Origin of the sequence: Chloroflexus sp., from assembly GCF_034435895.1 — a bacterium.
In the GTDB taxonomy this organism is placed as follows: Bacteria; Chloroflexota; Chloroflexia; order Chloroflexales; family Chloroflexaceae; genus Chloroflexus.
The window spans coordinates 43,394-62,506 of the sequence record NZ_DAOTWH010000187.1 but is presented as its reverse complement, the minus strand read 5'-3'; the positions used below and the strand labels follow the sequence as shown (position 1 = coordinate 62,506).

The 19,113-nt window shown below is 59.3% G+C and carries 16 protein-coding genes; 7 read left to right on the top strand and 9 right to left on the bottom strand.

Features of this window, described 5'->3' with window-relative positions; translation table 11 throughout:
- Positions 1-421 (bottom strand): shikimate kinase (locus tag U9R81_RS11145; RefSeq protein WP_322495528.1); only part of this gene is annotated, 421 nt, incomplete at its 3' end.
- Between the two features lie 10 nt (positions 422-431).
- A complete protein-coding gene (locus tag U9R81_RS11140) occupies positions 432-1,670 on the bottom strand; it encodes an MFS transporter (protein ID WP_322495527.1) in 1,239 nt (412 codons plus the stop codon).
- A gap of 252 nt (positions 1,671-1,922) precedes the next feature.
- Here U9R81_RS11140 and U9R81_RS11135 point away from each other — a divergent pair, with 252 nt between their 5' ends.
- The 3 genes from U9R81_RS11135 (at position 1,923) to U9R81_RS11125 (ending at position 3,897) form a co-directional block, all read left to right on the top strand.
- Positions 1,923-2,201 carry an acylphosphatase gene (locus U9R81_RS11135; protein WP_322495526.1) on the top strand — a complete coding sequence of 93 codons (279 nt, stop codon included), beginning with the start codon at positions 1,923-1,925 and terminating at the stop codon, positions 2,199-2,201.
- A 123-nt stretch (positions 2,202-2,324) separates the two neighbouring features.
- A complete protein-coding gene (locus U9R81_RS11130; protein WP_322495525.1) occupies positions 2,325-3,371 on the top strand; it encodes a lysylphosphatidylglycerol synthase transmembrane domain-containing protein in 1,047 nt (348 codons plus the stop codon).
- A 31-nt stretch (positions 3,372-3,402) separates the two neighbouring features.
- Positions 3,403-3,897, top strand: a complete 495-nt coding sequence (locus U9R81_RS11125) for a cyclic nucleotide-binding domain-containing protein (RefSeq protein ID WP_322495524.1) — start codon at positions 3,403-3,405, stop codon at positions 3,895-3,897.
- A gap of 227 nt (positions 3,898-4,124) precedes the next feature.
- Here the strand turns inward: U9R81_RS11125 and U9R81_RS11120 are convergent, their stop codons facing one another.
- Together U9R81_RS11120 and U9R81_RS11115 are read right to left on the bottom strand one after the other, a co-directional pair.
- Positions 4,125-6,494 carry a transglutaminase TgpA family protein gene (locus U9R81_RS11120; protein WP_322495523.1) on the bottom strand — a complete coding sequence of 790 codons (2,370 nt, stop codon included), beginning with the start codon at positions 6,492-6,494 and terminating at the stop codon, positions 4,125-4,127.
- A 316-nt stretch (positions 6,495-6,810) separates the two neighbouring features.
- Positions 6,811-7,611: a TatD family hydrolase gene (locus U9R81_RS11115; protein WP_322495522.1), complete on the bottom strand. Its 801-nt coding sequence runs from the start codon at positions 7,609-7,611 to the stop codon at positions 6,811-6,813.
- 664 nt (positions 7,612-8,275) lie between these two features.
- Here U9R81_RS11115 and U9R81_RS11110 point away from each other — a divergent pair.
- From U9R81_RS11110 to radC, 3 genes are all read left to right on the top strand, one after another.
- On the top strand, positions 8,276-9,877 hold the full coding sequence (locus tag U9R81_RS11110; protein WP_322495521.1) for an NADH-quinone oxidoreductase subunit M: 1,602 nt from the start codon (positions 8,276-8,278) through the stop codon (positions 9,875-9,877).
- Between the two features lie 368 nt (positions 9,878-10,245).
- Positions 10,246-11,961 carry a universal stress protein gene (locus tag U9R81_RS11105; protein ID WP_322495520.1) on the top strand — a complete coding sequence of 572 codons (1,716 nt, stop codon included), beginning with the start codon at positions 10,246-10,248 and terminating at the stop codon, positions 11,959-11,961.
- 381 nt (positions 11,962-12,342) lie between these two features.
- Complete coding sequence (radC, locus tag U9R81_RS11100) at positions 12,343-13,032, top strand: RadC family protein (protein ID WP_322495519.1); 690 nt, start codon at positions 12,343-12,345, stop codon at positions 13,030-13,032.
- A gap of 72 nt (positions 13,033-13,104) precedes the next feature.
- Here the strand turns inward: radC and U9R81_RS11095 are convergent, their stop codons facing one another.
- The 5 genes from U9R81_RS11095 to U9R81_RS11075 form a co-directional block, all read right to left on the bottom strand.
- The gene (locus U9R81_RS11095) at positions 13,105-14,103 is read right to left on the bottom strand and encodes a ribose-phosphate pyrophosphokinase (RefSeq protein WP_322495518.1); all 999 of its coding nucleotides are present in this window, start codon (positions 14,101-14,103) and stop codon (positions 13,105-13,107) included.
- 29 nt (positions 14,104-14,132) lie between these two features.
- Entirely contained in the window at positions 14,133-14,594 is a 462-nt protein-coding gene (locus U9R81_RS11090) for a hypothetical protein (protein WP_322495517.1), read from the bottom strand.
- A gap of 109 nt (positions 14,595-14,703) precedes the next feature.
- Positions 14,704-15,567: a hypothetical protein gene (locus tag U9R81_RS11085; RefSeq protein WP_322495516.1), complete on the bottom strand. Its 864-nt coding sequence runs from the start codon at positions 15,565-15,567 to the stop codon at positions 14,704-14,706.
- Positions 15,568-15,576: 9 nt separating this feature from the next.
- Positions 15,577-15,984 carry an HIT family protein gene (locus U9R81_RS11080; protein ID WP_322495515.1) on the bottom strand — a complete coding sequence of 136 codons (408 nt, stop codon included), beginning with the start codon at positions 15,982-15,984 and terminating at the stop codon, positions 15,577-15,579.
- Positions 15,981-17,000, bottom strand: a complete 1,020-nt coding sequence (locus tag U9R81_RS11075) for a lysylphosphatidylglycerol synthase transmembrane domain-containing protein (RefSeq protein ID WP_322495514.1) — start codon at positions 16,998-17,000, stop codon at positions 15,981-15,983. Before U9R81_RS11075 ends, U9R81_RS11080 begins: the two co-directional genes overlap by 4 nt.
- Before the next feature lie 142 nt (positions 17,001-17,142).
- Here U9R81_RS11075 and U9R81_RS11070 point away from each other — a divergent pair, with 142 nt between their 5' ends.
- Positions 17,143-18,936, top strand: coding sequence for a S8 family peptidase (locus U9R81_RS11070; protein WP_322495513.1), 1,794 nt, complete (start codon positions 17,143-17,145; stop codon positions 18,934-18,936).
- The last annotated feature ends 177 nt before the right edge of the window (positions 18,937-19,113 follow it).

Here is a 19,113-nt window from a genome sequence, read left to right as displayed (position 1 = left end):
CGCGCAACGCTGCCAAGCGGGCCGCCGCATCGCCGCGCAACAGCGGGCGCTCTTCAGCATCGGCGGCGAGGCGGGCCAGAATCGTCGCATCGCTTGCATCGAGCCAGATGACCGTCGCTCGATTATGCAGCATCTGCCGGTTTTCCAGCTGCAACACAATCCCGCCGCCAGTCGCAATCACCTGCGCCTCACGCAGCGCCTCGCGCAGCGCCGCCGACTCGCGGGTGCGAAATTCGGCTTCGCCGTAGGTTTGAAACAGATCGGCCACACTCATCCCCGCCGCCGCCGCCACTGCCGCATCGGTGTCGTACCATGGCCAACTGAGCGCGCGGGCCAAAAGACGGGCCAGCGTCGATTTGCCGCAACCGCTTAAGCCGATCAATGCAATCGGACGCTCAAGCCAATGTGGATCCCAGACCATACCCCTGCTCCTATGCAGCCGCCTGCCCTACACTTCGTTGGAGACGCAAACTCCAAATCACCAGCGCCGAGAAGGCATACGCAATCGCAGCCGCCACAATTTGCGGCCCATAGCCAAACACCGGCGCTACCCATCCCCAAATCACCGCCGACACCGCCCAACCACCGGCCCACAGCCGACTCATCAGACTCATTGCTAGGCCGCGCTGCGCCGGCGGCGTGGCTCCCATCACCAGCGCATCGTTCATCGGATAACTCGCGGCGATAAAGAAGCTACGGGCAAAGAAGCCGATGATAGCCAACGGCAACCATGGCGACAGCATCAACAGCATCGCTGGCGTCGCCCCCAGCCGCAACAAAGCCGCACCGCGTTGCAGACCGATCCGGCGTACCACTGGCGTACCGATCAACGCGCCGATGCCCGCCCCCAGTGAAGCTAGCGCTAGCGCCAAACCGACGCTCGCATCACTGAGGCCAAATTGATCACGGAAGAATAGGTTTTGGAACGGCAGAATAGCGCCGCCGCCGACGCCGAGCAAAAACGACGGCGTCGCCAACCAGATCAGCATCAACCACGAGCGACGGGCCGGCGCTTCAGCACTATTCCCGCTGCTGTCGCTCGCCTCAACAACTGCCGGCAACCGCACCAACACCGGCAAAAGAGCGACAACGCTCAGCCCGATCACGGTGGTTAACGCCAAGCGGTACGCTGCGGTTGATTGCGGATCGGTTGAAATCACGCCGGCGGCTAACATCGGCAAAACACCACCGACTACACTGCCGAGCAACCCAATCACCAGCGTCGCTGAGGCATTCATACCAAACACCAACGGGCGCTGCTCCTCCTTTGTCACCAGCGCCAGCAAGGGTGTCACCGCAGTTGATGCTAACAGATAGCAAGCCCCGACCACGAACTGAGCCGCAATCAGCCATGGCAGCGCCGGCGCCTGCAACAATGCCGCCCAACCCAACGCATAACCAATGACGCCGGCGATCATTGCCCGCTGCGGCCCTAGCCGGTCAATCAGCCAACCGATCGGCAGCCCCATCAGCATCCCGGCTGCCCGGCTAACCATCGACAGCAAACCGACGTCGTTGACGGTATATCCTTGACTGACCAGATAGAAATTGAACAGAATGTCGGCAATGCTCAACGCAAAGCCATACAGAAAACTATGTGCCAGAATGCGCCAGACCGCCGCCGGGATTTGGGCCAGAGAAAGACGTAGATTCGATGCCACGGAAATCATACCCGCTCCGCGCTGGTTCGGCATGCGCCGCCGAGGGTGTAGCATACCACAACTTGCGCGTCACCGGAAACGGGTTTACAAACATTACTATGACCAAAGATGCACCTTCCGCCCACTGCACCCTAATCTACCCACTTCTCTGACAAACCTTTTATGTTGCGCTGTTGCAGAGCGCCTCACGGTGCGCTATACTCAGTAATAGTTTCAGCATGCTGGTATAATAGAGAAAACGTTGAAATAGACAGGTGGCTTGTGGATCTCGTTCGTGCTCATGTCTTTATTTCCGGTCGCGTCCAAGGGGTAAGCTTCCGCACCTACACCCGCGACCGCGCCCGTGAAGCGCAAGTCAAAGGATGGGTACGCAATTTGAGCGATGGTCGTGTGGAGGCAGTCTTTGAAGGGAGCCGGCCAGCCGTTCAAAAACTCATCAGTTGGTGTTACAGCGGCCCCAGCCAAGCTCAAGTCGAGCGGGTCGAGGTCCACTGGGAAGAACCGACCGGCAAGGAAGGGGTCTTTTCCATTGTCTGGTAAAGAGCGCCACCGTAAAACGGGTATCTGCGGCAAAAAAAGTCACGTAAACCTGTGCATACGCCGCAAGCTCACCCCTGTGATTCTGGACAGCCTTCCGAGTCGCCTCGTCGCGAAAGGACGGTTATGGGCGTCAAACGCTGGAAACTGATTACGAGCGCGATCATCAGTATCGGCATTATTACGCTGGCGATTCTCAACCGTCATTGGATCGCGGAAGCGTTTAGCTTGCTGAATGATGCCAAACCGAGTTGGTTACTGGCTGCACTCGCGCTCATTGCCCTCAGCTATTTGATGAGCGCGCAGGTGTTTAACGTTGTGCTCCATTCGCTGGGCTACCGCATGAGTCTGCTCCGCTTGTGGGCTACCGCGCTTACCGCGATTATTATCAGCCAATCGGTGCCAGCAGGCGGTGTTGGCAGTTATGCCTTTCTGATGAGTAATTTCAACCGCCGCGGCATTCGCGCTGGCGAATCGGCCTTGCTCGCTTCACTCGAAACGCTCAGCTACGTGGTAGCCATGCTGCTGGTATTTTCGTTTAGCCTTGCCTATTTTGCTTGGCATGGCTTGAAGGCAGCCGGCGCCAGCTACATTGCTGGGTTGGTTGGCCTGTCGGTCATCGGCATTGCTATCTTTACACTTACCCGCACCGAAGCAACCCTGCGTCACTGGCTAGGTTCTATTCATCGCGCGATCAATCGTCTTCTCAAACGGCAATCAAGCGGCGCTTGGATTGATCGTATCGTCACCGATTTAGCGCGTGGTCGTAGTTTGCTGATCCATCGCCGGCGCGACGTCGTCTTGCTGGTTCTGATCCAGTTGACGGCACTCAGTGGGCATAGTCTTGCGATGTTGCTGGTGTTGCACGCACTCGGAACTGACGTGAGCTTTGCGGTGGTATTGGCGGCATTTGGCGTAGCGCTCGTAACATCAACCTTCAACGTCTTGCCCGGCGGCGGGGGCACCGTTGAAGCGGCGCTGGTGGCGGTCTTGAGCCAAATGGGGGTGGGGCCAGCAGCGGTACCGGCAGCGATCATCTTCCGGCTCTTCAATTACTGGTTGGCTGCGCCAGTGGCAGCAGTGTGTTACCATTGGCTAATGCACGAACACGTTACCCCGCTCGTCAGCAGCAAGCTCCGCACTAAGCCGATCGAAGCGCCGTCGCACGATTAACGCGATCATCGCGACACAATGGGGGGGTCTTATGAACAAGAGTGTCGTCGAGAATTTACAGCGAGTGGAGCTGCTCAGCGGTCTGAGCGACGAGGAACTATTGCAGATAGCCACTATCTGTAAAGTGCGCCGGCTAGGAGCCGGCCAAACGGTCTTTAATGAAGGTGATGAAGGCGACGAGTTGTTTATCATCCACGAAGGATGTGTCCGGATCGCCATCAATACCCGCACTCCCGATGGTTCCTTCGCCCCTTCAACTATCAATATGCTCTACAGCGGGCAAAGCTTTGGCGAGATGGTGCTGCTTGGCGGCGCCACTCGGTCGGCCACGGTCAGTTGCGTTGATCCATGTGTCCTCCTTGTGATCCGTGAGCGCGATTTTGCTGCGTTATGCGAGCGCAATCCGCGCATAGGCTATTTGGTGATGCGGAATATAGCCGCTGATCTCGCCTATAAACTGCGGTCGTCAAATCTGCTCTTGCGCGGGAATATTCGCTGGCAACAAGGGGAATTGGGGAAGCGGTGAGCGGCATATAGCCGTAAGGGCCAAGCCAAGCAAGAGCAGCGCCTTCTATCACGGCAACGGCAACACCCCGCGCAATAAAGGGGTGTTGCCATTTTGTCATAACGAGAACGTAGAAGACCGCAGCGTGCATTGCTCTCAACACTAGCAGCCAAGTTTGTATTCAGCAGCTTGCTTCACCACCTCCGGCGGATCGCGAGCAGCCTCACCCGCTCATACATGCATAAATCTTAGCGCATCCGTGCCGGCGACCATACGCGCTGCACGGCGTGACGAACCGCATAGCGCAGCAATGCTCGCCGCAACAACTGGCGCGCCGCTTCCGGCGGCACCTGCACAACCGCCCCCCGCCGGTAACGTTCACTAACATAGGCCGCCGTGATGCCGTGAATCGTTACGGCATGCTCCGGCAATGCCGCCGCCAAGCGATGGGCATATTCGAGCGGTGTTTCCCAACTCTGCTGTGCCAGACCGGCGAGCGCCGCCAGCCAACCCATTTCGGCATACGCTGCCGCCGCCAACCGTAACCCCCGCAGTTCACGCGCCAGCCACCAACGGCCACCGAGCAACACTAGCCCGACACTGGCCGGGATAGCGAGCACCGCCAGCAACCAGCCAAACCATTCACCGCTGCCCGCCGGATTCCGCCCCGCCGCTGCTGGCGCGCTTGCTGCCCCGCTGCTGACACCGCTTGCCGACAACTCATCTTCCGGCTCTTCAAACTGGCCGGGATTCAAGGCCCTGCCGCTTGCGCTGCTAGCGGCGTCTTCCAATTCTTCGCTAAAGACCGATTGCAACGGTCGCTGCGGCGCCGAAGTATAACTCGCTGCCGTCGGCTCGAACCGTTCCCAGCCGACGCCGGGAAAATAGACTTCCGGCCAGCTATGGGCCACATTTTCGCGCACGATATAGACACCCCCTTCGGGATCGAAATCGCCGCTGGCATAACCGCGCACCCACCGCGCCGGCACTCCCACCGAGCGCAGCATCACCACCATCGCTGACGCGAAATAATCGCAATATCCGGCTTGCTGTTCAAACAAAAACCAATCAACCAGATCGGCATTGCTCGGCGGCGGCGGAATATCTTCGCTGTAGGTCAGCCGGCGCAAATACGCTTCGATGGCAATCGCCTGATCGTACGGAGTTTCGGCATTTGCAGCCGCAATCACCCGCGCCGCTTCCGCCCGCACGCGCGCCGGCAAATTGGCCGGCAATTGCAGGTACCGTTCGCGCACCCATTGCGGATAATCAGTTCCGGCGTTGCGCAACGTCTGCACATCAGCTAACGAGACCAACGCCGTCACGGTATACGTCATACCGGCTACTAATGGGGTTGCGGATGTCACCAATGCCAAATCATCGTAGATCGGCACGATGCCGCCACTGTCAGCGCGGGCAATCACGTGTTCGAGATTGGCCGGGAGGCTAAACTGGAGTGGCGTGCCCCCTGCTAGCAACAGATCATCGTTCCGATCTTGGGCTAAGGTGATCGTCTGAGTAATCACCTGCCGCGCCCGCCGGTCAGTCAGTGGGATCGTTTCCCCTGCAGCTAGCGGCGTACGTGCCTGTTCAGCCGTTGCCACCCCCAGCGCCGCCCGCGCCAGTTCACCGGTGGTATTAGACCAACCTGAGCCATCGTAGCGATCGAAGGCAACCGCGCGCCAATAATCGAGCCGCGCCGAACGCACCGTCATCACCTCATCAAAACCGAGCGCGCGCGAACCGCCCAACGGCGCTACTCGCGCCGTAAACGAGATGCTGCCGGCGCCGGGAGGGGCATTAATCGTACTAAAGGCATCTTCCCACGCTGCCCGCGCCGCCCGAAACGGCGCCCGCAGCGATTCCCACGTCTGCAAGGCGCGTTCGGCGGTAATCTGCGCCGGCAAGAAGGCCGTGATTGCAATCAGCGCCGCCCCGACCACAGTGGCGGCCCATATGGCGCGCAACGGCAAGAGATCCGGGTAACTGATCTGCTGCGTCTCCCACGCCGCCCGGCGTTGCATCACATGGTGATAGACCAACAACAGCAAGGCGCTGGCCACAAACGCCATCGCTTCGAGATCGGGCTTGGGAAAGACGTAGGTATAATTGACCAGCAAGACAGCGCCATTGGCAATTATCATCAGCCATGGTTGTTGCTGGCGCACCACCACCCATACCGTCGCATAGGCGAGCCACCAACATAGCGCTGCCAATGCCAACACAAATAACACAATATCTTCACCGCGCCCGCCGCTCGCCAGCACCCGCGCCCACATGAGCGCACGGATCGTCAACTCGACCGCCCAATCGCGCCAGCTCAGCAGCCGGTTGTCGAGCAATGGCCCAATCTGCTGCACGATCCATACCCACGCCAGCACCAGCGACAACCCATGGGCCGCCCAACGGTTCAACCGCGGCCAAGCGGCCAGCGCCACGCCAACCGCCACAGCCATGCCAGACACTGCCGGCAGGATCGACAAGCCGCTCGCCCAACCCGACTCGGCCAAGCTGCGCACTACGGCGCCGGTCATCAGGAAGACCAGCATGATCCTCGGCAGCATCCACCAGAGATTCGGGAAACGAGACGGCGACTTTGTAAATGAAGACTTGGCCATGAAAAAAAGCCTTTATCCCATGTATGGACAGAGCGATGCTCTGCCCGATCAGACGCTTCCCGCACCAGCTACCCCCTAAAAGGTTCAAGGGCAGACAGAGCGCATAAGCTCAGATATGATGTATGGCTTTGAAATGCGCTGGTGTACCCTCCCCCCTGCCCCTCTCCCATTGGTGCGGGAGAGGGGAGATCAGCAACGAGCGTGAAGGCATTGCCCAGCGATCAACGGTTGTACGCAATCCGATGTTCTGACCGCTCCTCAACCCCAAGAGCGAGAACTACAGAGCAAGCAGAGCGATACTCTCCCGGCTAGACGCTTACCGCTCTTCCCCTAACACCGCCGCTAACCGAGGGAAGGCATTGAGCGCATTCTGCCAAAGCTGGGGGGCCAGCTCGGCCAACGACTGCTCGCGCAGCTTGGCCAGCTTCTGCCCGATGTAAATCAGACGGCTCGGTTCATTGCGTTGGCCACGGTGCGGATGCGGGCTAAGATACGGGCTGTCGGTCTCGATCAGGATCCGATCGGACGGCGCTTGGCGAGCGACCTCGTGCAAGGCGGTAGATTTCGGAAAGGTCAGCGGCCCCGAAAACGAGAGGTAAAAGCCCAATTCAAGACATGCTTGCGCTGCCGCCCAATCGCTGGAAAACGAGTGCATCACTCCCGGCCCGCGCGCAGCGTCACGGAGCACCGCAATCGTCTCGGCCATCGCATCGCGAGAATGGATAACGACCGGCAAGCCAAGCTCGCCGGCCAGCGCCAGTTGAGCGCGAAACGCCGCTTCTTGTTCGCTCGGCGGTGACTTCATCCAGTAGTAATCAAGCCCAATCTCGCCGATCGCCACCACCTTCGGATGGGAGGCTAAGGTGCGAACCTGTTCGATCCAATCGGCAGGCAAATCGTGCAAATGGTTTGGCTGAATGCCAACCACGGCAAAGATGGCCGGATGGGCATTCGCCAACGCGACCGCAGCGTGGCTGGAAGCCAAATCGTAGCCGATTTCAATCAGCGCCGCGACCCCCGCATCAAACGCGCGCACAACGACGTCACTGCGATCGCCATCGAATTGCACCGAGGCGAGGTGGAGATGAGTGTCAATTAGGCGAATAGGAGTATTCATAGGCATTCCACCCCATTGTAGCACAGATGCCTTCGTCAAGTCAGGCGTATTATACCCACGCCGATCATCGGATGACAATCACCCAATCCAAACCAAAGCACCGTGTACGGTGATCTCCCAGCACGGCACAAGCATCACAACCCAAATCAGCCGTGTTGACCGAGGAAACGACGGCACACACGGGATACCTGCGCAACGCGCGTACTCACCCGAACCACAGCGCATCGCACCCGCTTGGCCCACCACCGTCACAGCTCGACAAATCTCGTGAAATATCTCACGAATTATTGAACCGTTGAGAACCTTCCGCGATAATTTGTAACTTTTTTCACAAAATAGACATCCGTAAAAAACCGAACTTTCAGCAGTTGACAAGAAAACGGAATCGGGCTATAACATTACGTGTGATGTGAACGTGAGTTTTATCACAAAGGTAAGCGCTTACCGAACGCTGTGATGGCCCGGCAGCAACAAGCCCGTGTGACAGGCTAAGCAATACAGATTCGGAAGAACGTATCACACTGCCGCTGGCCATACCGGTATCCTTCCTGACGAAGTCGTCAAAGAGGTAACGAGGCCAAGTTCGCTCGAGACCGGTGACACGTGATGTGTCACTGAGGTGGCTGTTGTCGTCTTTACCGCAAATGAAAGAAGGTCTAACGCCATGAACCTGCTTGGCTTGCCCATCCTGTCATTGTTGCTCTGGCTGCCGGCGCTCGGCTCGCTCGTCATTCTGTTGCAGCCGCGTGGTCGCCCCGCTCTGTATCGCTGGACGGCGATGGGCGTGGCGATAGCGACGTTGATCATCGCTGGAACAGTCATCGGTCTGTTCTACACTGGCCCTTACGGCCCTACCGCTGGACTGGTGATTGGCCCGCCGCTGCAATTTGTTGACTCGGTCGCGTGGCTGCCCGCTGTCGGCGCTCGTTACCTGATTGGCGTTGATGGCATCAATTTGTGGCTGGTGGGCTTGACGGCATTCCTCGCCCCATTTGCCATTGCCGCGACATGGCAGCGGCAGACGCGCAGTCTGCAGCTCTTGTTGGCGCTGTTGCTGCTGGCCGAGACGGCGTTCCTCGGCGTGTTTCTGGCCCAAGACATGCTGCTCTTCTACGTCTTCTACGAGCTGGCATTGCTGCCGATGGTCTTCCTCGTCGGGATGTGGGGCAGCCATGGGCGCGCGTCAGCAGCCTTGAAGCTCTTCCTCTACACCTTTGGCGGCTCGCTGTTGATGCTGTTCGCGATGATCGGGCTGCATATTCTGCACCGCAACGCCGTTGCCGCCATCGAGCCGGGCTTTGCCGGCACCTTTGCGCTCAATCAAATCGTCGCCGATATGCGGGCCGGTATCTTTACGCTCGATCCGATGGTGGCCCGGTTGCTGTTCGGCGCGTTCTTCGTCGCCTTTGCGATCAAATTGGCGCTCTGGCCGTTCCACACGTGGTTGCCCGACGCCTACAGCGTTGCACCCACGCCGGTCGCGATTGTGCTAGCCGGGTTGATGGCCAAATTCGGCGTATATGGCCTGATCCGCTTCAACCTGACCCTCTTCCCCGAAGTGGCCTCGTGGGCGGCGCCAGCGATTGCCGTGCTGGCCGTGATCGGCATCATCTACGGCGCACTGATCGCCTTTACCCAGCGTGATATGCAGCGCATGATCGCGTATGCCTCGATCAGCCACATGAATTTTATTGCGCTTGGAGTGATGACCCTCAATACGATGGGCATCAATGGCGCGCTGTTGCAGATGGTGGGCCACGGCGTGATTATGGCGGCGTTGCTGCTCATCGTGGCTGTCATCGAAGAGCGGCGCGAGAGCCGCGAGCTTGGCTCGTTCGGCGGATTGTGGAGCGTGACGCCGGTGTACGCCGGTCTGACGCTGCTGACCTTGCTGGCGCTGGCGGGGTTGCCCGGCCTGAGCGGTTTCGTCGGCGAGTTTACGATGTTGCAAGGCATCTTCACCTCGCCGTTGCTGGGTTGGCCATTCGCCTTTGGCGCGGTCATCGGGATCATTCTGGCCGCGGTGTATGCGCTGCGCCTATTCCACTTGGGCTTTATGGGTGAAGTGCGGAATACGGCGAACCTCGATTTGCCCGATCTGAAGCGGCGCGAACTGTTGGCGCTCGGCGCGCTGGCGGCGGTGATGATTGCGCTGGGCCTGTTCCCTAATCTGCTGCTGAGCGGCACCACCGGCTCGGTGCAAGGTTTGGTCGATGCACTCACGCCGGCGGTGCAGGCGGCGGCCCAATTGAACGGATGGCGGTAAGTTAGGCATTTCTTCCTAACCATATGCCTGCTCATCATCGTAGGGGCGAAGCAACTGTAGGAACGGACAGAACATTTGGTTGAGTACAACCATTCGCTGTACGATGCCTGAAAGATCGGTGCTGCGCTTCCCGTTCCCACTAACGTTGAGGGGCGACAGAACATTTGATTGATTACGATCGTTGATTGCTGGGCAATGCCTCAAAGCTTAGCTCTCCGCTCCCCTCGCCCGCGCCAGTGGGAGAGGGGCGGGGGGGGTGAGGGGCACCAGCCCGCGCAGCGGGCTTCGTAAACCTAGCCCGGCCCTGAAGGGCCGGGTTCCGGATCACATGTTCTGTCCGCCCTTGAACGTGTGATATAGTATCTCCCATGATGGATGAACCAACCGATGGCCGCATGGTGGCGGCGTTACACGACTTTCAACGGCTGCGTTGGCGCGCCGATCTGGAACATCTGCTGGCCCGTTTGCGCGGCCAGTCCGATGATTTGTTGCCCTTTGAAGAGGTGCGGCAACGGGTCAATGCGCGCATGGCCGGCGAACGCCAGTTGCGTGAAATCCCGCTGGCCGCGATTGTGGGCAGCGTTGGCCGCTACCACGACTTTAACCGCAGCTTTTTGCCCCGGCGCGATGATGACTGGCAACGCTGGTCACGGGTGATGGCCGCGGTTGATAGCATGCACGGCTGGCCGCCGATTGAGGTGTACCAAATTGGCGAAGCCTACTTTGTCATTGATGGCAACCACCGGGTATCGGTTGCGCGCCAATTGGGAATGGATCATATTCAGGCGTATGTCATACCGCTCGTCTCGCGCGCGCCGATCGATCCATCGATGACCTTCGAAGAGATCGTGATTGCCGGGGAATACGCCGCTTTTCTCGAAGCCACCCGCCTCGATGAATTACGACCCGGCTGCGATTTGCGGGTCACAGTGGCCGGCCAGTATGCGCAACTGCGCCACCAGATTGAGCACATGCAACAACGGCTGGCTACCGCCGATCAGACGCCATCGTTGCCGGAAGCGGCTGCACTGTGGTATGACCACATCTATCGTCCGATCGCTGACTCGATCCGCGAGCGCGGGTTGCTGCGCGATTTTCCCGACCGCACCGAAACCGATCTCTACCTCTGGCTGTGCCACCATCGCGATGAGCTGAGCAAGCATCTCGGTTGGGACATCAGCCTTGCCCGAGCGATTGATGATCTCGCTGAAACACCGAGCCGGGCTGAGCAGTTGATCGAACGGGTCATTCCCGATTATCTTGAACCAGCCATGCCGGCGGGCGTGTGGCGGCGCAACCGCACGCTCGATCCGGCGCACTGGCTGTTTCGTGAGGTGCTGGTGCCGGTAAACGGTAAGGCTGATGGCTGGCAGGTGCTTGATCAGGTGCTGGCGTGGGCCAAACGGGAAACGGTGCGTCCGCTTGGCCTGCATGTCGTGCGCAGCCTCCGCCAGCGCGATTCAGCGGCGGCGCAGGCAGTGGTGCGCGAATTTGGCGAGCGTTGCGCCGCGGCCGGTGTCACCGGCGAGTGCGCCATTGAGGTAGGCGCGATCGACCGCGCTATTCGCGAACGCACCCGGCTCGTCGATCTAGTCGCCATCCAAATCAATTACCCTCCCGGAACATCGCCGCTGGCCCGGCTTACCTCCGGCTTGCGCACTATTTTGCGCTGTTCGGTGCGGCCTGTCTTGACCGTACCGCATGCGGTTGAACGGATTGAACGGCTCTTGCTGGCCTATGATGGCAGCCGCAAAGCCGAAGAGGCGCTCTACCTCGCCGCCTATTTGGCTGCGCGCTGGCAACTGGCGCTCAACGTTGTCACTGTGCTCGATGGCAAAGCCAGCGCCGAAGCGGTGCGCATGCGCGCCTTCCGCTCCCTCGAGCGCTACAACATCGCCGCCGGTTATATCCTTGAACGCGGCGAACCGGCGCCGGCCATTATCCACGCCGCCGAGCAGACCCGTGCTGACCTGCTGGTGATGGGCGGCTACGGCCACCGCGACCCGCTCCGTGATCTGGTGATTGGTTCAACCACCGAAGCGTTGTTGCGCACCCGGCGCTTGCCCACGCTGATTTGCCAGTAGGCTGAGGAACAGGCGAACGGCTCAACGACGGTCAACGCAACGACGCAAAGGGGGCAAAGGCGCAGAGGACGCAAACGCAAAGACGCAGAGGACGCGAAGAGCGCAAAAGGTTTTGGGACACCCTCACCCCTAGCCTCTCTCCCGCGCTAGCGGGAGAGGGGCACTGTTGCCTCCCACGCCAGTAGTGTCTCTTCCGCTTACCCAGCGGCTCCCCCTCACCCGCCTTACCGTAGGAGAGAGGTTGGGGGTGAGGGCCATCAGCACGCACTTCGTAATCCTAGTTCCCTTTCGCAATTGCCCCTGTTTAATCACAAACAGCGAATCTTTTCGCGCGCTCGCGCGGTATCTATATAGGAACCGAAATTGCAGCGTGAGGAACGTATGCTGTCACTGCGCATGAACGAACTGCCCACCAACGACCAACCCCGTGAGCGGCTAGCCCGGCTCGGCGCCGGCGCGCTGAGCGATGCCGAGCTATTGGCCATCCTGCTGCGAGTTGGCGTCAGCGGCACCAACGTCTTACAACTGGCCCAACAACTCCTCAGTGACTATGGCGGATGGCTCGGCTTGCAGCGCGCCGACTACAATGATCTCTGCCGGCGAGCCGGCATTGGGGCAAGCAAAGCCGCTAGCATCAAGGCGGCGCTGGAAATTGGCCGCCGGCTAGCGCGGATTAGCGTTGACGAACGATTTCCGATCCGCTCGCCGGCTGATGTCGCGGCCCTCTTGATGGTTGAGATGAGCCACCTCGATCAAGAACATCTGCGCACCGTTTTGCTCGACACCAAAAACCGGGTGCAGCAGATCAGCACGATCTACATCGGCAGTCTCAATTCGGCCACCATTCGGATCGGCGAAGTCTTCAAAGATGCTGTACGGCGCAACAGCGCCGCGATTATCGTCGTCCACAACCACCCATCGGGTGAAGCCACCCCCTCGCCGGAAGACATTCAGGTAACACGCCAATTGGTGGCTGCCGGTCGCCTGCTCGATATCGAGGTGCTCGACCACCTCATTATTGGGCGCGGGCATTATGTCAGCCTGCGCGAGCGGGGCTTAGGGTTTGAATAACAGGCGGCGCATACGCTAGAGTGGCGTATGCGCCGGGACGAAAGGCGGGTAAGGGCAACGCATGCGTTGCCCCTAGCTGAAGACCGGATGGCGGCGGTGTTGAAAGATGGTATCGACACTGACCCCGCTATGGATGCGTTGGATCACTTCGGCAATCAAGGTACTGACCGAGAGGATCGTCAAACCGGGCCAGCGCCGTTCCGGGGCCACCGGCAGAGTATCGGTCACGACCAACTCGCGAATCGAGCTAGCGCGGAGCCGTTCAACCGCATTGCCGGCGAAGACCGGATGCACGCAGCAGGCGTAAATCTCACGCGCCCCTTGCTGTTCGAGCAACTGCACCACTTCAAGGATCGAACTGCCGGTGGCAATTTCATCATCAACTACAATACAGCGCTTACCGCGCACATCACCGATCAGGTTGAGCACTTCGGGCGCGGTGAGCGAGCCATCTTTGCGATCAAAGTACTGTACACGCCGCTTCTCGGCAATCGCCAGTGGCGCATTCAACGCTTCGGCAAAATTGCGCGCGCGCTTGGCAAAGCCGACGTCGGGCGACACGACGATCATATCGTCCCACCCTTTATCGGCAAAGTAGCGCACCAGCAAATTCATGGCCGTCAATTCATCCATCGGGATCGAGAAAAAGCCCTGTATCTGCCCAGCGTGCAGATCAATCGTCATCACTTGGTGGGCGCCGGCCACTTGGATCATATCGGCCAGCAGACGGGCCGTAATCGGCACCCGCGGCTGATCCTTCTTGTCGGTGCGGCCATACGCATAATAGGGGATCACCGCCGTGATCCGGCCTGCCGATGCCCGTTTGCAGGCATCGAGCATAATCAATAGCTCCATAATCCGATCGCTAAGATCGGGCATCGACAGCGACTGGATCACAAACACATCTTTTTCGCGCACACTTTCGTTGAGCTTGACAAAGATATTCTCATTGCTAAACTTCACAATCGTCGCATCACCGAGCGGAACCCCCAAACGCTCGCTAATCGCGCATGCAAGCATCGGGTTTCCATTGCCGGCAAAGATCCGCATCTCGTCGAAGCGGCTTCCCATTCCTTCCTCCTTACCCTGTAAGGCGCAACTCAAACAACGCCCGAATCAATGCCAAACAGCGCCAGCACTTCGGCGCGGGACAGATTCCAACCAGCCGGCAAACCGTTGGCAGCCGGAATGTCATCATACGCGATATGCAATGCCCGCACTGCCGGTTGTTGCAAGATAATTGCCAGCACACGTGCCAGTGAGAGCGTCAGCAAGCGCGGTACGCGGGCCAAACCGGTGCGTTGGGCGAAACTCACGGCAGCATCGGCGCTAAGAAACGCAAGCAACCGGCGAGGACGGGAGGACGGCGCCGGCGCTGACGGATCAGAACTGGCAGCAGCGCCAGTGGTGCGATAGACATACAGCGTCTGGGGCGACGGCTGGCCATCGGCAATAAGCCGTTGGTGGAACAATGCTAACACCTGTGCTATTTGCGCCGGTTCACCGCCGGCCTGCCGCACGGCTGCGGCCAAAATTGCGAGATCAACTTGCGTTGCCGCCATACCCACTCCGTTTCGCGCATCCGCCCATCGTCTATGGCTGCGGATCGTGTGCTGCCAGCGCTGCGGGCTTCCTATCGCAAGCGACCAAGCTCCTCTGCGCGACGTTATGCTACGGCACCGACGTTGGCCGGGGTTGCACGGTTTGCGGGCGTGGCTCGCCGAAGTAGAGCGCTGATCCCAACAAACCCAACTGCACTACATACGGCGTCCCCGCCGCTTCGGGGTGTAACTCAAACCGGGCGCGCTCGAAATATTGCACACGGAAAGCCCAGCCATCAGGCTGCACCTCATCAAATTCGGCGCTAATCGGATAGCCGAATGATGTCAAGCCCCCGTTTTCTTCCCAATATTGCAAAAACAAGCCGCCGACGCCAAAGCCGGTTTCCGGGAAGTAGCGGAGATCGGGACGTGACGGGAATGGTTCGGGGCGAAGAAAGGTACGCCCGGCGACATACTCCACCCCGACAAGCCCAATTTGAAATTCGTAGGGTGTACCGCTCAGTTCCGGCCAATATTCAACCCGCGCGCGTTCAAACCACTGCACTTCACGGCCATTGTGCAACAAAGCCGGGCTAATCGGCAACCCAAGCCGGCGCAAGCCGCCGAGCCGTTCATACGCAGCGGCAAAACGCGGCGCGATATCAACGTTGACGGCTGGAGCCGGTGACTGGCCGCCGTCCACTACACCAACGGTAGAGGACTGTAAAATCAGCTCACGTGGCGTCACCCGGTTTTGCGACAAGGCCGGCCAACGCACCCCGCCGATCCCGGCAATCACGAGCGCCAGTATGATCAAGAACAACACTACGAGCAGCACAACCATCCCTACTCGCAGACGGTTATTGCGCGCCGGTCGCTGGCGGATAGGACGAGTCTCAGCAGAGGCCGGCGGAACCGGTTGGCGACCCTGATCCGGGCCTGATGGTGCAGTTGGCGGTTGCTGGCTAGAAGGGGAAGAGACGGTTCCGCTCATTGGCCGCTCCTAAATATGAGCGATGATCTCACTTGCTACCACCTGCAGATCGTCGGTAGTAGCGGCGCTGGGACGCCACAGCTTCACTGACCGATCACCATCCCAACGCGGAATAATATGGATGTGGAAGTGAAACACTACTTGCCCGGCAGCAGCGCCATTATTCTGAATAATATTAAAGCCATCGGGTTGCAGTGCTGCGACAATAGCTCGCGCCACACGCTGGGTCGTGAGCGCCGTAGCTGCGACCAGTTCGGGCGGCAGATCGAGCAAACCGGGCAATTCTGGCTTGGCAATGACCAGCGTATGGCCCCGCGCCGCCGGATTAATATCGAGAAAGGCGAGAGTCAGATCGTCTTCGTACAGCTTAAATGCAGGCAGCTCGCCACGCACAATTCGGGTAAACACCGACGTCATACGACCTCCGAAGTATCCAGCGCAGCCAGATTGTCTTCTGTTCCTGTGCGCTGGCCAAGCCACGCCAGCGCGATCACCCCGAGCAATACCCCAAACCAGAGCGTACAAAAACGGATCACGATCGTCGCCGTGGTTGCCGCGCTGGCGCTCACTCCAACCAGCGCAATCAGCAAACCGACGCTACTCACTTCTGAAGCGCCTAACCCGCCGGGTAAAAATGAGACCAAGCCAAAGAGCGTGCTTGCCGCGAAGATAAACGTCGCCTGCAAAAGGAGCAACCACGACGGCTCGCTACCGACCCCCATGAGCACCACGAAGAAGGCCAAACACTCAAAACCCCACGAAATCACGCTGATCAGCGTCGAGACGAGCAAAATGCGCCAGTGCAACAATTGCGCAGTCGTGGTATAGACCATCTCGAGTCGCGGCGCAATACGCGCGCCAAACGGCAGACGCGCCACGAGCCGGATGACGGCGAAGGCCAACTCTTGCCGTTGCACCACCACAATCCCGGCGATAGTCGCCACGACCAGCGCCACGAACAAGGGGCGCGCCGGCGGGTAAAGGGTCAACCCCAATCCCATCAGAAATAGCATGGCAACACCGTCGGTCAACCGCTCGGCCAACACAATCGGCGCCGAACGGCTGATCGGCGCGCCATTGCGTTGGCGCAAGAGAAACGACTTCAGCACTTCACCCATCTTGCCCGGTGTGACCGACATCACTAATCCGGCGGTAAAAATGAGACCGCTCGTTGCATGGTCAATGTTACGGTCAAGCCGCAAATAGCGCAGATAATAGTCCCACTTGAGCCAGCGCAGCCAGTAATTGATGACAGTGCCAATCAGGATCAGCGGCAGCAGCAGCCAGTCGAAGGTGCGCAAATCGTTGCCAACGGCGCGGAGATCGCTGAACAAGCTGATCACGATCACCACCGCCAAACCGATCACGAGCGAGGTGAGAATTGATTTGCGCAACCCGGCGCGCAGGGAGGTTGTCGGTTTGTGTTGTTTCATATCGACCTCAATTATAGCATAGCAGCGCCGGTGATATTTTGATGGCCGATCGTCAATGAAAGGGACTAGACTCCTATAGCGGTAGGCAGAACGATCAGGTACAATGCCGGTAGGTATGGCATCTATTACACGAGGAAACTTCATGCCTGCCCGTTTTGCCCTCGCCGGCCTGCTGATCCTCTTGATCAGTCTTGTGCCGGCGCCACCCGCACAGGCCGCACCTACCACTGATTGGATCGTCAAACTGGCTGATACCGAGCAAGCCGTTACGCTCAGCCAGCGGCTCCGCGTCCAAAGCCTGAAACTGATCGGCGATCACACCTATCTCGTTCGCCTACCTGCCGGGATGCCGGCCACTGTAGCCGGCGAACGCATCCGTAATCTCGCGGGGGTCATCTACGCCGTGCCTGATTACGAACGGGCCATTACCCGCACACCCAACGACCCCTTTATTCAGCAGCAATGGGCATTAAACACGATCGGCGCTTACGACGCTTGGAATATCACGACCGGCGGGCCAATCATCATCGCAGTGATCGACACAGGGGTTGACGCCGGCCATCCCGATCTGAGTGGGAGGGTGCTGAGCGGTCTCAATACGATTACCGGCAGCACCAACACCAATGACGATAATGGTCACGGCACTGCAGTGGCGGGTTTGATCGCCGCCGCCGGCGACAATGGTACGGGTATTGCCGGTATCTGCTGGGGATGCCAGATCTTGCCAGTGAAGGCGTGTTTCAACAATGGCCGCTGCCGCGATTCGAGCGTGGTTAGCGCAATTCGCTGGGCCACTGACAGCGGCGCGCGTATCATTAACCTGAGCTTGGGCGGGGCGATGAATTCCCCCGCGTTGCAAGATGCCGTGCGTTACGCGACCGAACGCGGAGTGTTGATTATTGCTGCCAGCGGTAACGAGCGGGCCGAAAGCAATGCACCCAACTATCCGGCTGCATATCCGGAAACGATCGCCGTAGGGGCAACGGGATACAGCGATGAAGTTACCAGCTTTTCAAATACCGGTGACTTTATCGATCTCGTTGCACCGGGCATTGATATTGCCACCACGCTGCCGGGCAATAGCTACGTAACTGCTACTGGCACTTCGTTCGCCAGCCCCTTTGTGGCGGGTGCGGCGGCGCTGGTGATGACGGTACGGCCCGATCTGAGCAGTAATGACGTGCGTTGTGTGTTGGCGATCTCCGCCGAAGATCGCGGCGCACCGGGGCGCGACGGCGAGTATGGCTATGGCCGGTTGAACGTTTTGAATGCGGTGCAAACGGCCACTACCTATGGCGGCTGCCCGTTGGGCACGCCGGCGCCAGTTGCCAACCCCGGCTTCGATCCCTTTACCCGCGTTGAACCACCGTCCGATGGCCGGCTGTTCTTCCCCGAAACCGGCCATACCCTCGGCGGTGGCTTTCGCGCGTACTGGGAACAAAACGGCGGCCTGCCGATCTTCGGCTTTCCAATCAGCGAAGAGTTTACCGAAATCGGTAGCGATGGCCGCCCGGTCACCGTACAATACTTCGAGCGCCACCGCTTCGAGTGGCGGCCAGAAAATGCCCCGCCCTACAACGTCTTGCTCTCGCGGATAGGTGATGATTTGCTGCGCCGGCAAGGTCGCGATTGGTATACCTTTGAGCGCAGCGGGCCGGTTGCCGGTTGCCTTTACTTTGCCGAGACGAATCAGTCGCTGTGCGAGCCATTCCTCAGCTACTGGCGGCGCAACGGCCTCGAATTCGATGGCCGGCCCGGCAAGAGCTACGCCGAGAGTCTCGCTCTGTTTGGCTTACCGCTCTCGCAGCCGCAGATCGAAGAGACCCGGCCCGGCACAGTGGTGATCACACAGTGGTTTGAACGGGCGCGCTTCGAGCTGCACCCAGATGGGAGGGTGTTGCTGGGCTTGCTCGGTAACGAGTTGGTGGGAAGGTAAGGAAAGATACGATGTACCCTTATCAGTAACGGTATGGGGTGCGGCAGTCAAACTGCCGCACCCCATACCCTCTCGGTGACTACAGTCATAACCTCTTCAGGACGAGCGACACTAGCCGAGAACCTTCTGCCATTGCATACTCAAACAGGTAAGACTTCGCCGCATGGAGGCAGAGCG